This window comes from Bradyrhizobium sp. UFLA05-153, from assembly GCF_054185185.1.
In genome coordinates this window covers 1-21565 of record NZ_JBBIAM010000028.1, presented here as the reverse complement: position 1 = coordinate 21565, position 21565 = coordinate 1, and the positions used below count along the sequence as shown (strand labels likewise).

At 64.0% G+C, this 21565-nt stretch carries 17 protein-coding genes, 1 tRNA gene and 3 pseudogenes; 7 read left to right on the top strand and 14 right to left on the bottom strand.

Going from position 1 to position 21565, the window contains the following annotated elements:
* Positions 1–296 precede the first annotated feature (296 nt).
* Complete coding sequence (locus tag Q2941_RS18520) at positions 297–674, bottom strand: hypothetical protein (RefSeq protein WP_254110413.1); 378 nt, start codon at positions 672–674, stop codon at positions 297–299.
* Between the two features lie 521 nt (positions 675–1195).
* Between Q2941_RS18520 and Q2941_RS18515 the strand changes: the two genes are divergently transcribed.
* Entirely contained in the window at positions 1196–2140 is a 945-nt protein-coding gene (locus Q2941_RS18515; RefSeq protein WP_254110412.1) for an AEC family transporter, read from the top strand.
* A 28-nt stretch (positions 2141–2168) separates the two neighbouring features.
* On the opposite strand, the pseudogene Q2941_RS18510 reads toward Q2941_RS18515, so the two are convergent.
* From Q2941_RS18510 to Q2941_RS18480, 7 genes and pseudogenes are all read right to left on the bottom strand, one after another.
* Positions 2169–2246, bottom strand: a pseudogene (locus tag Q2941_RS18510) (IS5/IS1182 family transposase); the annotation flags it as partial.
* Between the two features lie 585 nt (positions 2247–2831).
* Positions 2832–3092, bottom strand: a complete 261-nt coding sequence (locus tag Q2941_RS18505) for a hypothetical protein (RefSeq protein ID WP_458193359.1) — start codon at positions 3090–3092, stop codon at positions 2832–2834.
* 183 nt (positions 3093–3275) lie between these two features.
* Positions 3276–4268 (bottom strand): substrate-binding domain-containing protein, encoded by a 993-nt coding sequence (locus Q2941_RS18500; RefSeq protein WP_458193358.1) that lies wholly within the window; start codon positions 4266–4268, stop codon positions 3276–3278.
* Between the two features lie 98 nt (positions 4269–4366).
* A complete protein-coding gene (locus Q2941_RS18495) occupies positions 4367–5419 on the bottom strand; it encodes an ABC transporter permease (RefSeq protein WP_458193357.1) in 1053 nt (350 codons plus the stop codon).
* On the bottom strand, positions 5412–6950 hold the full coding sequence (locus Q2941_RS18490; protein ID WP_458193356.1) for a sugar ABC transporter ATP-binding protein: 1539 nt from the start codon (positions 6948–6950) through the stop codon (positions 5412–5414). The genes Q2941_RS18495 and Q2941_RS18490 overlap by 8 nt, the downstream gene beginning before the upstream one ends.
* Entirely contained in the window at positions 6947–7948 is a 1002-nt protein-coding gene (locus Q2941_RS18485; protein WP_458193355.1) for a LacI family DNA-binding transcriptional regulator, read from the bottom strand. Before Q2941_RS18485 ends, Q2941_RS18490 begins: the two co-directional genes overlap by 4 nt.
* 256 nt (positions 7949–8204) lie before the next feature.
* Positions 8205–8639, bottom strand: coding sequence for a hypothetical protein (locus Q2941_RS18480; RefSeq protein WP_458193354.1), 435 nt, complete (start codon positions 8637–8639; stop codon positions 8205–8207).
* 274 nt (positions 8640–8913) lie between these two features.
* Between Q2941_RS18480 and Q2941_RS18475 the strand changes: the two genes are divergently transcribed.
* Positions 8914–9318, top strand: a complete 405-nt coding sequence (locus Q2941_RS18475) for a nuclear transport factor 2 family protein (protein WP_458193353.1) — start codon at positions 8914–8916, stop codon at positions 9316–9318.
* A 92-nt stretch (positions 9319–9410) separates the two neighbouring features.
* Complete coding sequence (locus tag Q2941_RS18470) at positions 9411–10880, top strand: P-loop ATPase, Sll1717 family (RefSeq protein ID WP_458193352.1); 1470 nt, start codon at positions 9411–9413, stop codon at positions 10878–10880.
* 335 nt (positions 10881–11215) lie between these two features.
* Here Q2941_RS18470 and Q2941_RS18465 read toward each other — a convergent pair.
* The 3 genes from Q2941_RS18465 to Q2941_RS18455 form a co-directional block, all read right to left on the bottom strand.
* Positions 11216–11292, bottom strand: a tRNA-His gene (locus tag Q2941_RS18465).
* Between the two features lie 197 nt (positions 11293–11489).
* Positions 11490–11924: a phasin gene (locus tag Q2941_RS18460; RefSeq protein ID WP_458193351.1), complete on the bottom strand. Its 435-nt coding sequence runs from the start codon at positions 11922–11924 to the stop codon at positions 11490–11492.
* A 465-nt stretch (positions 11925–12389) separates the two neighbouring features.
* On the bottom strand, positions 12390–12773 hold the full coding sequence (locus Q2941_RS18455) for a phasin family protein (RefSeq protein WP_027525202.1): 384 nt from the start codon (positions 12771–12773) through the stop codon (positions 12390–12392).
* 337 nt (positions 12774–13110) lie between these two features.
* On the opposite strand from Q2941_RS18455, the gene Q2941_RS18450 reads away from it, so the two are divergent.
* Positions 13111–16425, top strand: a complete 3315-nt coding sequence (locus Q2941_RS18450; RefSeq protein WP_458193350.1) for a PAS domain-containing protein — start codon at positions 13111–13113, stop codon at positions 16423–16425.
* Here the strand turns inward: Q2941_RS18450 and Q2941_RS18445 are convergent.
* Positions 16422–17633, bottom strand: coding sequence for an NnrS family protein (locus tag Q2941_RS18445; RefSeq protein ID WP_458193349.1), 1212 nt, complete (start codon positions 17631–17633; stop codon positions 16422–16424). The two genes, Q2941_RS18450 and Q2941_RS18445, sit on opposite strands and share 4 nt — an antisense overlap.
* A gap of 136 nt (positions 17634–17769) precedes the next feature.
* On the opposite strand from Q2941_RS18445, the gene Q2941_RS18440 reads away from it, so the two are divergent.
* Entirely contained in the window at positions 17770–18477 is a 708-nt protein-coding gene (locus Q2941_RS18440; RefSeq protein ID WP_254109020.1) for a Crp/Fnr family transcriptional regulator, read from the top strand.
* Here the strand turns inward: Q2941_RS18440 and Q2941_RS18435 are convergent, their stop codons facing one another.
* Positions 18478–18675 carry a DUF1858 domain-containing protein gene (locus tag Q2941_RS18435; RefSeq protein WP_254109021.1) on the bottom strand — a complete coding sequence of 66 codons (198 nt, stop codon included), beginning with the start codon at positions 18673–18675 and terminating at the stop codon, positions 18478–18480.
* A 136-nt stretch (positions 18676–18811) separates the two neighbouring features.
* On the bottom strand, positions 18812–20164 hold the full coding sequence (gene hemN / locus Q2941_RS18430) for an oxygen-independent coproporphyrinogen III oxidase (protein WP_458193348.1): 1353 nt from the start codon (positions 20162–20164) through the stop codon (positions 18812–18814).
* A 197-nt stretch (positions 20165–20361) separates the two neighbouring features.
* On the opposite strand from hemN, the pseudogene Q2941_RS18425 reads away from it, so the two are divergent.
* Both Q2941_RS18425 and Q2941_RS18420 read left to right on the top strand, forming a co-directional pair.
* Positions 20362–20826 (top strand): annotated as a pseudogene (locus tag Q2941_RS18425) (copper chaperone PCu(A)C); the annotation flags it as partial.
* 561 nt (positions 20827–21387) lie between these two features.
* Positions 21388–21565: pseudogene (locus Q2941_RS18420) on the top strand (copper-containing nitrite reductase); the annotation flags it as partial.

Genomic DNA, 21565 nt, shown 5'->3' with positions numbered 1-21565 from the left:
GGTAAATCGTGCGTTTTTTGAGCAGTTGTTCGGGAAACAGCGAAACGCAACCTGCCCGAGCAAATCTATTTCCGGCTCTTTTCCGTCGGGCGAAGGCGGAATTGCTTCACGGCTTCGCGGGGACACGTGAACAAAAGGAGTCCTTCAGCTCACGTCACACAACATCACTGAGTCATTTTTACTCAGCCGGTCACCTTGGAGGTGCGAGCCGTAGTCTCGATAACCTCTCCCGCAAGCGGGAGAGGCAGCGCAGCGTTCAACGTGGCTACGGTTTGAATCCAGTCAGGGCCGAGAGCTCAGGTATCGTCAGCCTTCGGCTTCTTCTTGCCGGACTTGCTGCTCGCCGTGGTCTTCTTCGCGGCCGGCTTGCTCGAGGTCTTCTTCTTCGCCACCGGCTTGATGTTGACGGGCTGGCCGGCTGCCTCGCCCGGTTCCGGCCCCTGACGGAAGAACACCGCGCACTGCGGCGAGAGCTGCGACTTCTTCTGGATCATGCAGGCGGTGATGGCGTCGACGTTCGGCACGAACTCGCCGCACAGCCGCATCGCATCGGGCGTGCAGGCCTGCTGCTGCTCCGGCGTGTAGGCGAAGCTTGCACGGGGCTGGACGATGATGGCCAGGGCGATCGCGGAGATCGCGGCAGCCAGGAACCTCGTAGAGCGAAACGCCAGCATGATCCCCCCAATCGTCGAGTCGGAGGGAATAGTGGGTGAAGCCTTCCGCGTTGGCAACCGAGCCGCGAAGCGAAAACCGGGAGCTGTGCGCTCCGGGCAACAGGCATCAAGAGCGCGATGGGATCAGACTCGATTATGGCCACGAGGGAAGTGCGCTCCCTCCCCCGCTTGCGGGGGAGGGGTGGGGAGAGGGTGCCTCCGCAATAGAGGGCCCCAAGAGTAGAGAGCCCTCACCCGCGCCTTTTGGCGCGACCTCTCCCGCAAGCGGGAGAGGTTCAGCGACCTCGCCGCCCGCCGCTTTAACCCTTTGGTCGCGCTAGTGAGATCGGGTTCGGTTCAAGGCTTCCGCGCTCCTCAAACAAAAAGCTCGAAAACAACCCCATGCAAAGTAGCCGGCAAGACCAGCATACATTTTGCGGATTTTACGAAATCTATTTGACACGTCGGACAAATCAGGGGCATGATGCCATCATCGAGGGCGCTTGGATGGTCAGCGGATATCCCCGTGAGGTGAGGGCCGCATGGCTACCGTGTTGATCGTTGCGCCGGTGTTTGCCCTGATCGTGGCCGGCTATGCGGCGGTGCTGTTTCGCTTCGTCTCCGAGAGCGCGCACAAGGGCATCTCCGAATTCGCCTTCAGCATCGCCATCCCCGCCCTGCTCTTCCGCACAATCGTCGTGTCGGAATTCCCGCAGCTGAGCGCCTTTCGGATGTGGGGCGCCTATTACGGTGCGCTCGCAATCACCTGGATCGCGGCGCTGGCGCTATCGGCCCTGCTGCGCGAGCGGCGCGAGGACCGCGAGGACGGCGTCGTGTTCGCGATCGGCTCGGTCTACGGCAACATCGTCATGCTCGGCATTCCCCTGACGCTCTCGGCGCTGGGAAACGAGGCGGCGGGGCCTATGGCGCTGATCCTGTCGGTGAACACGCCGCTGCTCTGGCTCTGCGGCACGCTGCAGATGGAGCTGGTCGGCCGCAAGCAGAAGGGCTCGGCCCTGTCGGTCATCCTGCCGGTCATTCTTGATCTTGCGCGCAACCCGATCATGCTGGCGATCGGCTTCGGCCTTATCTGGCGCTTCACGGGCCTCGGCCTGCATCCCGTCGTCGACAAGACGATCGAGCTGCTCGCGCAGGCAGGATCGCCGGCGGCGCTGATCGCGCTCGGCATCAACCTGTTCCGCTTCGAGGTCAAAGGCGAGAAGCTCGGCATCGTCGTGATGAGCGCGCTCAAGCTGCTGGTGATGCCGGCGGCCGCCTTCCTGCTGGCGAAGCTGCTGGGCCTGCCGCCGCTAGCGGCGGGAGTGGTCGTTCTGTTCGCCGCGATGCCGACCGGCGCGAACGCGTATATTTTTGCGGTTCAGTATCAGCGGCTGGTCAACCCGGTGTCGGGCGCCGTCGCGCTGGGCACACTACTGGCGGCGGTGACGCTGCCGGCCGTGGTGGTGCTGGTGGCGGGGCTGAAGTAAGGGCGTGGACCCATTGGCGCGTAGCTGGTCTTAGCCAGATGGATGCAAGGCGGACGAACGCGAGGTCGTTCGCAGCAAGCTTGTCGTAGCGCGTTGCGACCCGACGACAACGCTCCCGACCACGCCTGCCAAATCCGTCGAAAATCACAGGCGCAGCCGGCCGGTCTCGTCTGCCTCAGAGCGGGCAAGCCATGCCCGGTGCTGGAGCGCAACCCTGACCAGGAATAATCGGATGTGGCGCCGGAACCGGCGGCAGCGGCGGCACCGGATCGACGGGGATATGCGGCGGCAACGGCCACGGCAATGGCCACGGCAACGGCGGAGGGCCGATGTGTACCGGAGGCAGTGGATCGATGATGATCGGCAAATTCGCGGTCGCGGCGTTAGTGTCGGCATGCGCGACGCCGGCCAACGCGCTTACGGCAATGAATGAAAGACACAACGCTCGGAAAGTCATTGTCGTCGGCTCCTGCTGAGGCGCTGCAATACGATCGCGCCAAGGATGAACGATCGAACGATCCCATTGCGCGTCGCCAACGCCAAGCCGGACATGAGAGCTAGAGAGAAACGACTAGTCGCAAAGAACTAGCCGCTCATCGCAAGCGCCGGGCGTTTTGAAACCTGAAGAGAAGCGTTGCACGCATGCACAAGCGGAGGCGGCATGAAGCCCGCACTTCGGACAACAGGCTGGTCAACGCCAGACCAGCCAGAGCAGCGGCGCCAGGATGCAGAGGCTCAAGCCGATGCCGACCGACAGCCGGCCGAACCTGTGCAGCACCGACAATTGCGAGGGATCGAGATTGGGCTGCAAATCCAGCCAGCGCCGAAAGCGCTCAAACAGCCAGCCGATGAGGTGAACGAGGGCTTCGACCAGCCGGACGATGAGTTCAAGGAGCAGTTCGAAGATGGGGCCGGCCAGATCATCAAAGAGGAGGTCGAACAGGATCTCCATGCACATTCACCAAGCCGTCGGCCCATCCACCGGGTCGCTGCTCGAACTTGACGTGGGGATCGGAGATGCATGCCGACAGAAGCGTGCGCTTCACCTTTCGGGGATCGGTTCGTGATGTCTGGCTAGCGGCGCATAGCGGGCGCGGCCGATGTCAGGCCGCGCCCGCTACACCCAGAACTTGGTTCAGTTCTGCATCAGCTGCTTCGCGTTATCGGGCGTGATGGCGGTGGTCGGCACGGTCACCACGGTCTGCACCTTCTCGGCGCAATCGAGCAGAATCGACTTCGCCATCTCGATCGCCTCCGGGCCTCCGGTCGGATAGGTGAAGGTTGCCGCCCACTCGCCTTCCGCAACCGCGCGGATGCCGCCGGCAGGCCCGGGCAAGCCATCAGTCCCGAGGATCTTCACTTGATCGAGTTTACCGGCGCCCTTCGCCGCGAGACGCGCACCGGCGGCCATCATGTCGTTGCTCGCATAAACCGCCTTGATGTTCGGATGGGCCTGGAGCATCGCGGCGAACGCGGTCTGCGCCTTGTCCGGCAGCCAGTCGGCGGCCTGCTCGGCGACGACCTGGACCTTTGGATTGTCCTTCACGCCGGATTTGAAGCCGTTGAGCCGTTCGACGGCGGGCGTCGAGCTCGGCAGGCCCTGGAGCACCGCCACTTCGCCGCCTTGCGGCAGGAGCTTGTCAGCGACGTATTTGCCCGCCTCCTCGGCGATCTTGAAATTATCTCCACCGATGAAGGCCGTATATTCCTTGCCGGCCTCGCCGACCGTCTTGCGGTCGAGCTCGATGACGGGAATGCCGGCCTTCATGGCCCGCGCGACGACCGGCGTCAGAGGCGCGGCCTCGAACGGTGAGATCAGGATCAGATCGACCTTCTGGGTGATGAAATTGTCCATCTGCGAGGTCTGCGTGTTCACGTTGCCGGCGCCGTCGGCAATCTGCAGCTTGAATTGCGGCACTTTCTTCGCCGCGGCGGTCAGCTGGTCGTTGACGTGCTGGCGGTAGGGCTCGGCATTGTTGGCCTGCGAGAAGCCAATGACGAACTCCCCGGTCTTGCTGCACTCCTTGACCAGCGGCACCGCCTGTGCTGCACCGGCGACCAGCGTCGCCGTGCCGGCGCCCAGCACCAGATTGGACCAGAACCTTGCCTTCGTAGATACACGTCGCATGATTTCACTCCCCTGTTTGCCTCGAACATTCCGCCACTGACGAGCGGTCTCTTCCCGGCGGAGCTGGTCGCCGCCAGGTCTTTACGTCGCCATTGGGGTCAACGACCCAATCCCTCGCGGCGACGAACGAGAGATTGAAGAACCGCGGCCACGACGATGATCGCGCCGGTCGCGAGCAGCTGCAGGGCCGCATTGATGTTGTTGAGCTGAAGGATGTTGGCCAATGCGCCGAGCATGATCGCACCTGCGATCGTGCCGATCATCGAGCCTGCACCGCCGAACAGGCTGGTGCCGCCGATCACCACCGCCGCGATCGCGGTCAATTCATAGCCCGTGCCGTCATTGGCGCTGCCGAAATTGAACTGGCCGGCGTGGACGATGCCGGCGATGGCCGACACAAGACCTGTAATCGCGTAGACCGAGATCTTGACCAGCGTGACCGGCACGCCGGAGAGCCGTGCCGCCCGCTCATTGCCGCCGACCGCGAAGACGTAGCGGCCAAAGCGTGTGAAGTTCAGTACGAAGGTGGCCACGATCGCGACCACGAGAAACACCAGTGTCGCGACCGGAACCGTGTTGTCGAAGAGCCGATCGCCCAGCACCGAAAAAATCGGCGGCGCAAGACCCGGACCATTGCCGTAGGAGATGTTGATGTACTGGTTGTTGGAGATCACCAGCGCCAGGCCGCGCGCGACCTGCAGGCCCGCCAGCGTCACGATGAAAGCCTCGAGGCGGAAGCGGGTCGAGATCGCGCCTTGCGTGCAACCGAACAGGGCGCCGCAGGTCATCACGAACAGCAGGGTCGGAACGAGTCCCCAGCCCCAGGTCGTCATGATCGTGGCGGTGAGCACGCTGCACAGACTGAGCAGCGCGCCGACCGACAGATCGATCCCCGCGGTGATGATGACGAAGGTCATGCCGACGGCGATGATGCCCGTCTCGGAAATCGCCCTTACGATGTTCGCGATGTTGTCCGGGGCTACGAACAGGATCGAGCCGTGCCGCCGCGGCGAGAAGATGATGCCGCCGATCGCAACAAGGATGAGGCCAATGACGCTCTGAAAGCGGACCGCGATGGCGAAGAAGTCGAGACGCCGTGTCGGTGCGGGCTGCACGGGCGTGGATTTCACAAGCGTTGCGGCGTCATTCATCGCTGTCATCCTGACTGGATTCGGCCACGGCGAGGATGTCGTCCTCTGCGGCGCCTGCGGGAAACTCGGCAACCGTACGCCCGCCCCTCAGCACGACGATGCGATCGCAGAGGCCGATCAGTTCCGGCATTTCGCTTGAGGCGACGAGAATGCCGACGCCTTGCGCGGCGAGTTCGCGAATCCTGGCGTAGATTTCGCCCTTCGCGCCGACATCCACGCCGCGCGTCGGCTCGTCGAGCAGAAGCAGGCGCGGCTCGCCAAGCACCTCCTTGGCAAGCGCGACTTTCTGCTGGTTGCCTCCCGAGAGCGCGCCGACCGCGAGCTCCGGCCGCGGCGGCCGCACGTCGAATGCCTTGATCGCTTGACCGGCAAGCCTGGCTTGGCGCGCTTGCGACATCAGAAAGAACGGCGACACGCGCCGCAGCACCGAGGCGACGAGATTGCGTTCGACGCTGTCGCGCAGCATCAGGCCGGCACCGCGGCGATCGTCGCTGACAAAGGCGACGCCGGCGCGGCGAGCCTCCGGAATCGAGGTCAGCCTCGCCGGCCGGTCTTCGATCTCGACGCGACCCGACCAGGCGCCGGGACCGCCCGCGCCATAGAGCGCAGAGAGCAACTCGGTCCGTCCCGCGCCCATGATGCCGGCGAGGCCGACGACCTCGCCGGCGCGCACCTCGAGCGAGACCTCGCGCGGCGCACGCCAACCGGCCCGATGCCGGCGCGGGCGATAGGCGGCCCGCTCCAGATGCAGCACATGGCGGCCGAATGCGCCGCTGCGGCGCGGATAGAGCTCTGTCAACGGCCGTCCGACGAGCAACGCCACGAGATCGGATTGCGGCGCGGCCGGCGGCGCCGTCCCTGCGATCCTGCCATCGCGCAGAACCGTCACGCGGTCGGCGACGCGCGGAACCTCCTCGAGCCGATGCGAGATGTAGACGATGCCGACACCGCGCCTTGCGATGTCGCGCATCACATGAAACAGCCGCTGCACCTCTGCGGCGGTCAATGCGGCCGTCGGCTCGTCCATCACGAGAATTCGCGACGCGTAGGTCAGGGCCTTGGCGATCGCGACGATCTGTCGCCGACCGACCGACAATTCACCAACCGGCTGATCGACGTCCACATCGAAGCCGATCTCGCCAAGCCTTTCCCGCGCCGCGCGGCGCATCGCGCCGCCATCGAGCACGCCTGCTCGCGTCAATTCCCGGCCGAGGAACAGGTTGGCAGTCACATCGAGGCTCGGGACGAGATCGAGCTCCTGAAAGATCGTCGCGACGCCCGCGGCCTGCGCGGCGCGCGGATCGGTGAAGCGGACGGCCGCCCCGTCGATGCGGATCTCGCCCTGATCCGGCGCGATGACGCCGGAGAGAACATTCATCAGGGTCGACTTGCCCGCGCCGTTCTCGCCAAGCAGCGCGTGGATTTCCCCGCTCTCGAGATCGAAATCGACGCCGCGCAGCGCCTGCGCACCGCCAAAGCTCTTGACGATGCCACGCATGGCGAGCAGCGGGGTCTGAGCGCCCGTATTCATTTCGGCCTCCCGCAGGATTCGCGCTCGATGATCGCCGCATCGAGTTGAATGGTGCGCCGCGCCCCTTGCGGAGCGGCAATCCGCTCCATGAGCAGGAAGGCGGCGCGCCGGCCGATCTCCGCGCAGGGCTGCGCGACCAGCGTCAGGCGCGGCTCGAAGCAGTCGGCCCATTCGAAATCGTCGAAGCCGACGACCGAGATGTCTTTCGGCACCCGCAATCCGCGCCTGTGGATCGCTTTCATGATGCCGATCGTCGCGAGATTGTTACCGCCGACCAGTGCGGTCGGCGGCTGATCGAGATCAAGAAGCCGCTCCGCGGCCTGCATCGCGCTGTTCGTTGTCGCACTGCCGGTGACGAGAAGGCGTTCGTCGATCACGCCGCCGGCGCCGGCCAGACTCTCGCGATAGCCGGCAATACGCTCGAGCGTGGTCGCGAATCCGGGATTGCCGCCGACATAGCCGATACGGCGATGACCGTGCGCGGCGACCCGCTCGACGAGATTGCGCATCGCCTCGCGGTTGTTGATGCCGACCTGGTCGAAGGCGGGATCGGGCATGCGATCGACAAGCACGCAGGGCAGCCCGACGTCGCGCAGATAGGCGAGCGCGCGACGGCCGGGATCGGGGCTGGGCGCGAGAATGATGCCGTCGACGCGCCGCTGATGCAGCGCCATGACGACGTCGAGCTCGCGGCCCGGGTCATCCTCGGTGTCGGACAGAAACACCATCATGCCGAGGCGCGCGCACTCGGTTTCGATCGCACAGATGATGTCGCTGAAATAGGGATTGGAAATCGAGGAGATGGCGATGCCGACCGAACGGGTCGAAGCGGCCTTCAGGCTCCGCGCCATGATGTTGGGACGGTAGCTCAAGGAGGTGATCGCCGCTTCCACGGCGCGCGCCGTGTCCGGCGAAACCCGCCGCGTGCCGTTCACGACATGCGAAACGGTCGAAACCGAAACGCCCGCTTTGCGGGCCACATCGGCGATGGTCGCCACATCCCCTCCCATGCCTGGATCTTGTTGGGTGATCCAGTTTCTGCAGGACTATGGCATACGAAAACGTTTGCGCAATCGTTTTTCTAAGTTTTTTGAAATCTTCCGCTCTAACTTGACGTTGGGAGACGAGGCGGGTGCCGACGGAAGCGAATGCTTCACCTTCCGGGGATCGGCCCGTGATGTCTGCTAGGCCACCGATTGCGATCAGGACCTTTTCCTACCCCGGCCGCCGAGCGCCAATGCTCCAAGGTTACGATCAGCCTGCCGCTGCCAACCTGCTATCGGCATCCAGGTTTGCGCAAAGCAGACGCTTGCGGATGGCCTCTTCAACGAGTGCGAGCGCTTTCTTGGCTTCTCTTGCGTCGGCTTCAGCCGCTTGGGCGCGTAGCTCTGCGGCCGTCAGCTTGTCTTCTTGAGCTTCTATACGCGACTTGGCTTGTTCTAGTGCTCTGCACGCATCCTGCAGCTTGTGTTCGGCGGTGATCACGAGTTCACGTTGCGCCCGCTCGGCGGCCTCAGCTCGCATTTCGGCGAGCCGCAGCTTTTCCATGGCGCCCCTGCAGAGTTCCTGCGCGCGGGCTTCGGCCTCGCGGGCATGCTCTTCCATATCGCGAAATACATCAGCAGCTTGATACACCAGATCAAGAGCCGTTGCGCCTCTGTCTCGTGCCGACGGTCGAGAGAAGGACAAGACGCTCTCGTCTCTTCCAACTGACGCCGTGGAATTGCGCTGCGTCATGCAGTTCAAGCCCCGTCGCGGATACTGCGGCGTAGCGTGAGAGGTTTTGGTAAATGAACGGTTAACGCGTGCCGAGCGGGACGCAGCCGCTGCGTACCAACAACGGCCGCGTGTTCGCCACAGTGAACGAGGCGACACACCGGGCTCATTGCGCCCAGCGTTATTGATTTTGCCTTTGCACGCGAAGGTAGCTACCCTGCGATGAGGCGTGTTGCAGGAGGCGGATATGGGACAACGCGAAGATATGCTCGAAGTCATCAGAAGCGCTTATGCTGCGCGCGGCAGCGGCGACGTAGACGGCCTCGTGGGAGCTTTTGATCCCGCGGGTGTGTTCACCCTGGTCGGCGACAATAGCGCGCTCGAACTGACCGGAAGTGCTCAGGGGCACCCGACCTTGCGAGAGGCCTTCGGCCAGTTCATCGCCAATTTCGAGTTCGTAGAGCGGCAAATCCTGAGCGAGTTGGTTGACGGGCAGCATGCCGCAGTACGGTCGCGCCTCGTCGTCCGATATCACCCCACCGGGAAAACCTTCAGCACCGAAGTCCTGGACTTGTTCAGATTTCAGGACGGCAAGATCGTTGAGCTAGTTGAGTTTGCGGACACTGCGCAGATCAAAGCCGTGATCTCCTAGGGTGGCGATCCACACCTACTCCCGTTAGTTCCGAAATACGAGCATTCGAAATACGAGCATTAGAGGGTGCCGCTTTGGATCGATTGCAACTGTTGAAGAGGATTTCGTTTGGTGCGCGGGTCGCAGAAGAAGAAACTGGCGAGCTTGGCACCTATTTCGTTGAAACGGATCAGTGGGAGCGAATCTTCAACGGCGAAATTGATATAGTCAAAGGAGACAAGGGCGCAGGAAAGAGCGCGATCTATTCCCTGCTAAGCGCCAAATCTGATGAGCTGTTCGACAAGCGGATTCTTGTGATCACGGCGGAAGAGCCAAGGGGAACGCCTGTCTTCAAGGAGCTCGTCACTGATCCACCCGCAGCAGAGGCTGAATTCATCGGGCTGTGGAAACTCTACTTGCTGTCCCTTGTGGCTAAAAAGTTTCAGGAATTTGGAATCAACAACGAGCCAGCAATACAGCTCATTGACCATCTCTCAGATCAGAGCCTCATTCCGCCAGCTTTTGATCTACGGAAGCTTTTAAAGGCAGTGCGTCAATACGCGCACCGTTATTTCTCTCCAACGGTTGAAGCAACCGTGAAGATCGAACCAACCGGAGCACATGTCTTCACTGGTAAAATTACCCCGGGCGAGCCTAGAGCCGATGAAACAAAGGCCGGTTACGTATCAGTCGACAGCTTGGCCAGCTTAGCGGAGCAAGCTCTGAAAGAAGCCGACTTTCAAATCTGGGTACTACTGGATCGCCTGGACGTGGCGTTTGCCGAAACTCACGATCTGGAGAAAAACGCGCTTCGAGCATTGTTCCGCGTTTACCGGGATTTCAGTGCTTACGATCATATCAAACTAAAGATATTTCTTCGAACTGACATCTGGAGCCGCATCGTCGAGTCAGGATTCCGAGAAGCCAGTCACATCACGCGAGATATTACGCTGACATGGTCGAAGAATGCTCTGCTAAATCTGATCATAAAGCGCGTGGTGAAGAATGCCGCATTGGTAGAGGCGGAAAACATTGATCGGGATGCCGTGCTCCGGAGCTTCCCGGCCCAGACAGAACTATTCCACAAATTGTTTCCTGAGCAGGTCGATCAGGGCGCGAAGAAGCCATCGACGCTTGACTGGATCATCAGTCGTTGTGCTGATGCTTCAGACAAGACAGCACCTCGAGAGGTAATACACTTGCTAAATTCCATTCGAGAGCAAGAGGTTGCTCGATTGGAGCTAGGCGAAGAACCGCCACCTGAACCGCAACTGTTCGACCGGTCCGTTTTTAAGCTGGCATTGCCGGCCGTATCGCAGGCCAAGTTGGTTTCGAACCTGTACGCTGAGTACCCCGAACTCAAACCGACGATACAGGAGCTAAGAGGCGAAAAGACTGAGCAAACCTTGGAAACACTTGCGAAGCTTTTCGGGCAATCGCTTGATGAAGCGGCCGAGAGCGCAGAGAGCCTCGTCTCAATTGGCTTCTTCCAGAAAAGGGGATCTCGTGACAATCCCACCTTTTGGGTTCCCTTCCTGTATCGAGACGAACTGCAAATGGTTCAAGGCTTGGCCGACGATTGAATGATCGTTGAGGTCACATAAAGATTGGCTTGCAAGGAGTTTCCCGAAGATCTGCAGACGCTGGCCGGAAACGAATCGATGGCCACTGCGGCAGACGCTCGCGGGTAAGAAACCAATCAGCGATGAATGCCTTCGGGCCTTCTGGCGGCGGATTGCCCCGAAGTCCCGAGATCATTGCGGGAACGATAGCGGGGATAAGGTTTCCGCATCACCTTGCGCGCCCCCGGAAAGCGCGAGTGTGGCGCCAGTTTTCCTGACGAGGCTAAAGCACCGGCCAGCGGGAGCTAGACGGTAGCAGCGGCACCTTCTCGTTTAGGCAAACTGCTTGATGGAGCTGGTACAGTTGGGTGGGCTCGAACCACCGACCTCCTGTTCCACAGACAGGCGCTCTAACCAACTGAGCTACAACTGCATTTTCGCGCGAGCCGCCCTTGAGGCTGCCTGAAAGGCTTGAAGCACCGAGGGGGGCTGAACGGGCCGGAAACTAGGTGCAACGGCCCTGTTTGGCAAGGCCGCTTGCTCGCTAAAATCCGGCCTGAATCACCTTATTCCAAAACAAAACCCGGGCCGCGGGGCCCGGGTCTCTTAACTAAGAGGAGGCCGATCGGATCAGGCGGCGGGCTTGTAGAACTTCGAGGCGCTGGCCTTGATGGGCTCGACGGTCTCGGAAGCGACGCGCTGGCCGAGCTCGGCGAGCTCCTTGGCCTGGGCCTGGAAGGTCTCGAGCTGCTTCTTGGTGTGGGTGTTCCACAGCTCCATCGCTTCCGACGGCGACTTCAGGCCAAGCAGCTCCTGGGCGAAGTCCAGATGCGCGCTGGTGTTGGCCTTGGTGAATTCCATCAGCTTGGCGGTGTATTCGCCAAAGCCCTTGTTGGCGGAGGCGAACACCGCCTCGATGGTGCCGTTCTGGCTCTCGGCAGCATCCTTGAACTTGGCGTAGTTTTCGCGGGCCTGCGACACGCCCTTTTCGGCGAACGCACGCATCTGCTCGGGGACCTCGAACGGAATGATCGAGGCGGAAAATGGATCAGTCGCACCTGTCATGGTTATCCCTCACAATGGTCGAAGAAATGAGTGAGCCGTCTGGCGCCCGCCTCCCAAGATGGCGGGTACGATAGAGGTGGAAACGCTAAAAACGAGATGGCTCGCCCAGCGCCTCCGTTTATCTACGGATATCATGTCAACATTGTGCGTCGCAATGCGACATGAGGTGCAACGCCGCAATTTAATCCCGGCCAGGAGGTAGTTCCTAGCCGGGGAACCCTGGGGTTGCGCGGTAAATTCTTCCGTCATTCCGGGGCTCGCGAAGCGAGAGCGCGGAATCCATCGGGCCGCAGTGCATCGTTGCCACGAAGGAAATGCGCTCCCTCTACCGCTTCGCTTGCGGGAGAGGTGCAGCGAGGCCGCGGCCAGAGCGGAGCGGAATCCATCGGGCCTCAGCCCACGTGGATAAATGCATTCCGGGCTCGATGCTTCGCATCGCCGCGGAATGACATCTCCCAAGCGGCCTCAGTGCTTCGGCTTGGTCGCGTCGATGGCAGCGCGGCTGACGGCCTGGCCCATTTCGCTGGCCTGCTCGGCCAGCGCCTTCATCTGCGCCTGCACATATTCGCTGTGCAGCCGCATGATCTCGGACAGGTCCTTGGCGTGGATCAGCGACTGGGCGTAGTCGAGCGAGGCCTGCACGTTCCTCTCGGCAAAGCCCAGCGCGCGGGCGTTGAGGTCCTTGGCGCCGGCGCGCATGGTTTCGCCGCGCTCCTCGATCGAGCCGGCCGCGGCCTGGGCGCCGCTGAGGAATTTCTCGAAGGCATCACGCGCCTGCTTGAAGCTCGTCTCCGCCATGGATCGCATCTCCTGGGGAATCTCGAAATGTTCACGGGCTGGTTCGCTCATGCTGCCACTCCTGTTGTTTTGGTCTCGGCCTTGTCCGCCCTTCTGGGCTGGCCGTTGTTTTGGAAGCTCCACCAGCTTAGCGGCGTATGGCCTGGCCGGTATGACACCGCGCGATGGCCGGCTTCCGTAGAACCCACAGCCCTTACCCACATCCAACGCGCTGGCGGGCTTGCGGGTTCAGCTAGATTAAGGTTATCGCGGCTTATGGTCGCTTTCCGGGGCCAGCGGCCGTGGACCTGCCCGCGGGCGCAGGCGATACTAACCCTTTCTTAAGGCTGCCATTCCTGCGACGGCCTTGCGATCAAGAGTTGCATGACCACCAGGACAAGCCGGTTGGATGAATAGCTCGGATTTCCAGTTGCGAGGCGTGGACGATCCGCGGCTGGCCGTGCATGCGACCTCCCCCCTGCCGGCTTGGCTGTGGTCGATCGACGGCGCGCGGGTGGTCTGGGCCAATCCGGTCGGCGCAAAGCTGTTCGGCGCGGCCAATGCCACCGAGCTCGCCAAAAAGACCTTCGGGCCGGCCGATCCGCACCGCCGCCAGGTCGCGCAGCTCGGCCGGCGCCTGGCGGCCGGCGGCGCGGTGCGGCTCGAGCGGCTGCGCGGTTTCGGCGCCTCGCTCGGCACGCTGATGACCTGCGCCTGCGCGCGGCTCGAATTTCCCGACGGCAGCAGCAGTGTGCTGGCCGCCGCGATGTCGTCGAGCGGCCGCGTCATGCCGCTGGTGGAACGGCTGCAGCGCCTCGTCGAAGGCGCTGACGTGCCGATGGCGGCCTTCGCACCGGACGGCCTGTTCATCGGCGCGAGCGAGACCGCGCGCACCCTGCTCGGCTTTCCCGATCTCAACGCGGCAGGTCTCGCGCAGGCGCGCTGCGATGCACTCGCGCAAGGGCGGGCCAGGACGCCGCTCGGCATCGGCCACCTGGTGCTGCAACGGGTTGGCTTCGGTGCCGATACCGGCCTCGTCGCGCTGTACGAGCGAGGCGCATTTGAGGCCGCCCAGATGCCGCGCGATGTCGCGCCGGAGACGAATTCCGAGCCGCCGGCCGCCGCGCCCGTTCAATCCGGGCTGCCGGCAACGCCCGCGTTGCCCGACTACGAGCAGCCGGCGCTGGCGAACGAGGCCCCGGCCGAGTTCGCGCTGTTCGACGCTTTCGCCGAGCCGCTCGAAGCGGAGGCAAGGGGCGAAGCGGCGCCAGAGCCGCCCGCAGCCGCAACTGCTGCGAGCGAACAAGCGGTTGATAACCCGGCCGAAGACATTGTCTCGCCCAAAGCCGAGCCGATCAGTGCGGCGATGGACCAGCCGCCTCCAGCTGCGGACGCGCCTGCCACGCCACGCAATCAGCCCATGCGCTTCGTGTGGCAGATGGATGCTGTGGGGCGCTTCGTGCTCGGGTCGGACGACTTCATCCGCCTGATGGGCGCGCGCACCGCCGCCGGCTTCGGCCGGCTGTGGTCGGAGATCTCAGAGGAGTTTGCGCTCGACCCCGAGGGGCGCGTCGCCAGGGCTCTCGCCACCCGCGACACCTGGGCCGGCATCACCGTGAACTGGCCGGTCGATGGCGGCGAGCGGCTACTGGTCGAGCTCGCCGGCCTGCCGATCTATGACCGGCTGCGCAACTTCGCGGGCTTCAAGGGCTTTGGCGTCTGCCGCGATCTCGACGGCCTCAACCGGCTCGATGCGCTGAGGCGCTTCGAGCTGTTCACCGATCCGCCTTCGCCGCTGCGCGTATCGGCCGACACCATCGAGCCGGCCACGGAGCCGGAGCCCGAACCGCCGGTCGTATCAGAGATACCAGAGCCCATTGCCGAACTGCCTGAACCGATCATCGACGCGAATTCACAACAAGCCGATTTGGATAAGCAAGTGGAAACGCCCCCCAACGTCGTGCCATTCCGCCCGCTCGGCGACAACAAATCGCCGATGCTGACACCGGTCGAAAACTCCGCCTTCAACGAGCTCGCCCGGCAATTGTCCGAGCGGCTCGAGCGCGAGAGGGACGCGGCCACCGCAATCGTCGAACCGCAAGAGACGACGCAAGCCACCGTCGAGGAGCCGCCTGCCCCGCCTGCGGAGGAGAGGCCGCGCGAACTGGCCGAGTGGCTGGTGACCGAGCCCGAGCCGCCGCCGCGCGGCGAGTCCTTGCGCGACCGCACGCTGCTCGATCTCGTGCCGACCGGCATCCTGATCTACCGGCTCGACCGCCTGCTCTACGCCAACCCCGCGTTCCTTGCGCGCGTCGGCCATCCCAACCTGGGTGCGCTGGAGGAAGCCGGCGGTCTGGATGCGCTCTACGTCGCGCCGGGCGTGTCATCCGAAAGCAGCACGTCGGAGGCCGGCACGCCGGTGACGATCAGCGCGACCGACGGGTCTGACGCGACCGAGGCCCATCTGCACACCATCGACTGGGACGGCGACACCGCGCATGCGCTGATCTGCGCGCTGCCGCCAGCCGCGCCCGTCGTTGCCCAAGCCGTCACTGCTGCGGAAGAGCCCGAGCCTGAGCCCGAGTACGAACCCGAGCCGGAGCTCGAACCCGGCCAAGCCAATGCGGAAGATCTCGCCGCGATTCTCGACACCACGGCCGAGGGCATCATCATGTTCGATGCCGAAGGCAATATCCATGCCTGCAACCGCAGCGCCGAGGCGCTGTTCGGCTATGACGGCGAGACGCTGCTGCAGCAGAACCTCACGACGCTGTTCGCGCCGGAAAGCCAGCGCCTCGTCATCGACTATCTCGAGAGCATCAGGAGCGGCAATATCGCGAGCCTGCTCGACCATGGCCGCGAGGTGCTGGGCCGCGAGTGCAAGGGCGGCGTCATTCCGCTCGCCATGATCATGGGCCGCACCCAGCCGGACGGCCCGAACTTCTTCGCCGTGTTCCGCGATCTCTCCCAGAGCAAGAAGGGCGAGAGCGAATTGAAGCAGGCGCAGCGCCTCGCCGACGGCACAGCGAACGCCAAGGCCGACATGCTGGCGCGCATCAGCCACGAGATCCGCACGCCGCTCAACGCCATCATCGGGTTTGCCGAGGTGATGATCTCCGAGCGTTTCGGCGCGCTCGGCAACGAGCGCTACGGCGACTATATGAAGGACATCCGCGCCTCCGGCGAGCGCGTGATCGCCATCATCGACGATCTCTCGGAGCTTTCGCGGATCGAGACCGGCAAGCTCGATCTCACCTTCGGCAATCTCAACCTCAACGATCTCGTCGAGGCCTGTGTCGTGGTGATGCAGCCGCAGGCCAACCGCGAGCGCATCATCATCCGCACCTCGCTCGCGCATGCGCTGCCGCAGGTTTCGGCCGATGCCCGCGCGCTGCGGCAGATCACCATGAACCTGGTCGGCAATTCGATCCGGCTCGCCAGCGCCGGCGGCCAGGTCATCGTCTCGACGGCACTCACCGACCGCGGCGAAGTCGCACTTCGCATCCGCGACACCGGCCATGGCCTTTCCGAGAAGGAAGTCGCCGCCGCGATGGAGCCGTTCCGAACCCCGCCTCCGCTGGATGCCTCGGAAAGCGCCGGCCTCAGCCTGTCCCTGATCAGGGCGCTGGTCGAAGCCAACCGCGCCCGGTTCAACATCAAGAGCGCGGCGAATACCGGCACGTTGATCGAGGTGGTGTTCGCTCCGTCGCTGGCGAGGGCTTAGCGCGCGGGCACCGCGGCGCGCGGAATCGCCAGCGCGCGGCGTTTGCTGCCGACGAGCAGCGGGCCGAAGGCGATCGCAAAGCCCGCGAACGCCGCGGCCCAGCCGAATGCTGCGACATGCAGCAGCACCTCGCTATGCGCAGGCTGGACCACCGCGCAGACCCGCGCCAGCGCCGCCACGACGATCGCGGCATAGATCGCTTGCGTCGCGACGGAGGCCGTCAGCGCCTGACCGGTATGGCCGAGGGTTGCACGCGTCATCACCGCAAGCGTCATGGTGCCGGCCGCCCCCGCCATCCAGGCGTGAATGCCCGCGCTTGGCGGCAGCGCGCCGAAGGCGGCCGCCGCGTGCAGCAGGAAGCCGAGCGGCACGAAGGCGTAGCCGATATGCAGGACCAGCAGCAGCCGCTCGCCCGTGGTGCGATCGCCGGCCCAACGCGCAAGACGCACGATGTGCAGCACGCCGGCCAGCGCCATTGCAACGCCCGTGAGCGCACTCAGCGGGCTCGCGATCCAGCACACGAGCGCCAGCGCGCTCAAGGCGATCACGCCGCCGTCGAAGCGGCCGAACGGCACCGGCAGGCGGCCCGGATTCATCTTGACCAGCCAGTTCCGCGTAAAGCTCGGGATGATGCGGCCGCCGATCAGCTGTAACAGCAGCACGACCACACTGATGCCGATGCGGATGCTGTAGTTCGCGGCGCCCGCGATATGCGCCTCCAGATGGAACGCGACGTTGCCGGCGAGCAGCAACGCCACCAGCAGCACCACCGGCAAGTTGCGCCAGTTTTTTCCAGCGGCGATCTCGCGCAGGGCGGCGGCGACGACCAGCGCGAGGAACGCAGCATCGACCGCGAGCGCAACGGCCCAGCCGAGCCCGGCCGAGCACGTCACCGCGATGCGGCCCGCAAGCCATACGATGACCAGGGCCGCGAGCGGCGTGCCCTGGATCGGCAGCCGCCCGGTCCAGTTCGGGATCGCCGTGAACAGGAATCCCGTGATCACGGCCGGCAGGAAGCCATAGAGCATCTCGTGCACATGCCAGTCGCGCGGCGAGAACGCGGAACTCAGCGACAGCTCGCCGTAGAACAGCGGCAGCCAGACCAGGATCGAAACTGCCGCCTGGATCGCGGCCAGCAGGAAGAACGGGCGAAAGCTGTGCGCCAGCAGCGGCCAGCCTTGGTGGTTGCGGGTACGGGCGCCAGCCATATCGGTAAACTCCGGCTCAATCGGGCTTTGCACACAAAAATACCGGCGCTGGACCGGCCAGTTTTGCGCTAACGCAAATTGCCGGCCGAATGGCGTGCAATCACAAAGTCCTGAACGCCCGCGCCATGGAGGCAGAATGGCCAAGGTCGACCCGTCACTGGTTGCGCATTTGCCGCTGTTTGCCGGCTTCACGAACGATGAGCTCGAGGAGATCCTGCGCGAGGCGCGCTCGTCACGTCATCCGAAGAACAGTGCGGTCTTCGCGCAAGGCGAGGACGCGCATTCCTTCTTCCTGTTGCTGCACGGCCATGTCCGCGCCGCCAAGACCACGCCGACCGGCGAGCAGATCGTGGTGCGCTATGTGGCGCCCGGCGAGACCTTCGGGCTCGCAATGGCGATCGGGCTCACGCAATATCCGGCAACCGCGACCGCGGTGGACGACAGCGTCGTGCTGGCCTGGCCGACCGGCGCCTGGCCGCGGCTGGTCGAGAGGTTCCCTCCGCTCGCGACCAACACGCTGCAGACCGTCGGCACGCGCTTGCAGGAGAGCCACACCCGCGTGCTGGAGATGTCGACCCAGCAGGTCGAGCAGCGCGTCGCGCATGCGCTGCTGCGGCTTGCCAAGCAATCCGGCAAGAAGCTCGACCACGGCATCGAGATCGATTTCCCGATCAGCCGCCAGGACATCGCGCAGATGACCGGCACCACGCTGCACACCGTGAGCCGCATCCTGAGCGGCTGGGAGAGCCAGGGCCTCGTCGAAAGCGGCCGCCAGCGCATCATCCTGCGCGAGCCGCACAAAATCGTCGTGCTGGCCGAGCAGAGCGCCAACGGCGGACGCTGACTACGCCGGCACGCTCTCGCAGAGCGCGGACAGGAACTTTGCGCGATCGATGCCATGCTCGCGGCAGGCGTCGTCGACGGTGTGGAAGCAGGCGATCGGACAGCCGACGCACGCCATCCGGAATTCCAGGAACACGCGGATCGTGTGCGGCGCCGAGCGCATGATGTCGTCGACGAGATCGTCAGATCGGAAGGGCATGGGCAACTCCGTTCCGATGGGACGATAGCGGCCCTCCCAGCAACCTCTTTGTTGAAGCGCAAGCTGGCGCCAGTTCCTCCGCCCGTCATTCCGGGCTCGCGCTGTCGCGCGCCCTGGAATGACAGTGGGAGGGAACCTACACCGCCCGGCTGTGCAGCTGCTTGGCGGCGTCCAGATGCGCGTCGAAGGCGGCGGCGACGCTGCGGACGAGGAAGCGGGAATCCCTGGCGACCGCGAGCTGGTTGCCGTCGAGCCTGACCACGCCGTCGGAGATCAGCGTCTTCAGCCGCGGCGTGGATTGCAGCATCGCGTCGGCCCTCGCGCCATGCCGGGCGCAGATCGCGCCGAGATCGGCGCCGTAGTCGCACATGATGCGCTCGATGATGTCGGCGCGCAGCCTGTCGTCGCCGGTCAGCGCGTAGCCCTTGACGGTTGCGAGACGGCCGGCCTCGATGGCCTTCGCATAGGCGACGATCGACACCTCGTTCTGGACATAGCCCTGTGGCAAATGGCCGATCGCGCTGGCGCCGAAGCCGAGCAGCACGTCGCTCACATCGGTCGTGTAGCCCTGGAAATTGCGGCGCAGGGTCTTGCTCTCGAAGGCCAGCGCCATGGCGTCGTCGGGCCGCGCGAAATGGTCGAGCCCGATCTGCACATAGCCGGCCTCCTTCAGCGCGCTGGCGATCGCGCAGGCCTGGTCGTGGCGTGCCGGGCCGTCGGGCAGGACCGCTTCGTCGATCTTGCGCTGGTGCTTCTTGAAGGTCGGCACATGGGCATAGCCGAACACCGAGAAGCGGTCGGGCTTAAGCTCGAGGCTGCGCCGCACGGTATCGAGACAGGAGGCGATGGTCTGAAGCGGCAGTCCGTAGATCAGGTCGAAATTGACGCCCTTGATGCCGGCGCGTCGCAAGTTCTGCGTGACGGCAGCGGTCTGCTCGAAGCTCTGCACGCGGTTGATCGCAAGCTGCACGCGCGGATCGAAGCTCTGTACGCCGAGGCTGGCGCGGTTGACGCCGGCAAGCGCCAGCGCGTCGGTCATCTCTTGCGTCAGCGTCCGCGGATCGATCTCGATCGCGATCTCGGCCGACGGCAGCACGAAGTACGCCTGCCGGATCGCCGCCATCAATTCGGTGAAGGCCTCCGGCGCCATGATCGTCGGCGTACCGCCGCCGAAATGGATGTGCGCGACCTTGATGCGGCGGCCGATGGTGTCGGCCACCAGGTCGACCTCGCGACGCAGCGTCCGCTGATAGGCGGCGATCAGATCGTCGCGGCGGGCGATCTGGGTATGACAGCCGCAGTACCAGCACATCTTGCGGCAGAACGGCACGTGCAGATAGAGCGAGGCGCTGACATTGGTCGGAAGCTCGGCGAGCCATTGGCCGTAGGTCTCGGCCTTGACCGCGGGCGAGAAATGCGGAGCGGTCGGGTAGCTCGTATAGCGCGGCAGACGTTCGTCGCCATAGCTAGCCGCCAGATCCGCTCTCATGTCCTGATCCATTCCTGATGTTGAGGTCTTAATGGGACGCGCCCCGCAAGTGCTTCTGCTACCCCGGATTTGGCCGTTCCACCTTGCGCTCGCTCAAAGTGCCGCGGAATTGGAACGTCGGAACTTTGCGCTCGCGCAAAGCGCGTACGGCGGTTTCGGCGCTAGCTGCGCGTCTCAAACCACGGGAAACATCCGTCATGAAACATTCCAAGCGCGCATTCGCCTGCGCGGCCGCGCTGTCGTGCCTTTGGTCGCAACCGGCGCTGGCCGGTGATGCGAGGCATGGCGATCTCGTCATCAGCAAAGCCTGGAGCCGCGCAACGCCCGGCGGCGCCAAGGTCGCCGGCGGCTATCTCACCATCGAGAACAAGGGAGCTGCGCCGGAGCGGCTGAAGGCGGCATCGACAACGCTCGCCGCCAAGACAGAAATGCACGAGATGGCGATCAACAACGGCGTCATGACCATGCGGCCGCTCAACTCCGGCCTTGCGATCGCGCCGGGACAATCCGTCCAGCTCGCGCCGGGCGGCGGACATCTGATGTTCGAGGGCCTCAAGGCGCCGCTGCACCACGGCGATCAGGTGCCGGTCACATTATCATTCGAGCACGCCGGCGAGGTGAAGGTGACGCTCGACGTGCAGGCCATCGGCGCGCAAGCGCCCGAGCAGTCAAACGCCGCGCAAGCGCCGGAGCAGACAAACAACGCGCAAGCGGCGGCGTCTGCAAATCGCACGGAAGCCATAACGGCTGCGCCCGCGCCAGCCGCCAGCGAAGCGGACGAAAGCTTCTTCACCCATCTGCATGCCGAGAAGGCGATGGCCAACGTCACGGTCTCGCCGGGTCGCGCCGGTCCGGTCGAGATCGCGATTCAGCTTGAAGATGCGAATGAGTTGCCGCTCGCAGCGAGCTCCGTCTCGGTCACACTCGGCAATATCGAGCATGGCGTTGCGCCTGTCACTGCGAATGCAGAACGCGTCGGTCACGATCAATGGCGCGTAACGATGTCGGCGCCACTGTCCGGACGCTGGTCGCTCGGCCTCGACATCCACATCACGCCGTCGGATGCGGTTAACGTCGTCTCACCGATCCTGCTTCGGTAAACGACCTAAGTACTGCTCCGGAGGCAAATCAGGCGAAAGGTTGTTGCAGCGCAAACTCTCTTGCACCAGGAAGCGCAGAGTGGGTCCCGTCATCAAAACCTTTTCAGATGAAGGATGCTTCCGATGCTAACCCGCAGAGCCGCATTGATCAGCGCCGCCGCGACCGCCCTGATGCTGGCGACCCCCGCTCTTGCCGCCGACGATCTCAAATTGCCGCGGCAGAGGGTCGAGCTGGTCGCACCGCCCTTCGTGCATGCGCACGAGCAGGCCACCAAGCAGGCGCCCAAGATCATGGAGTTCA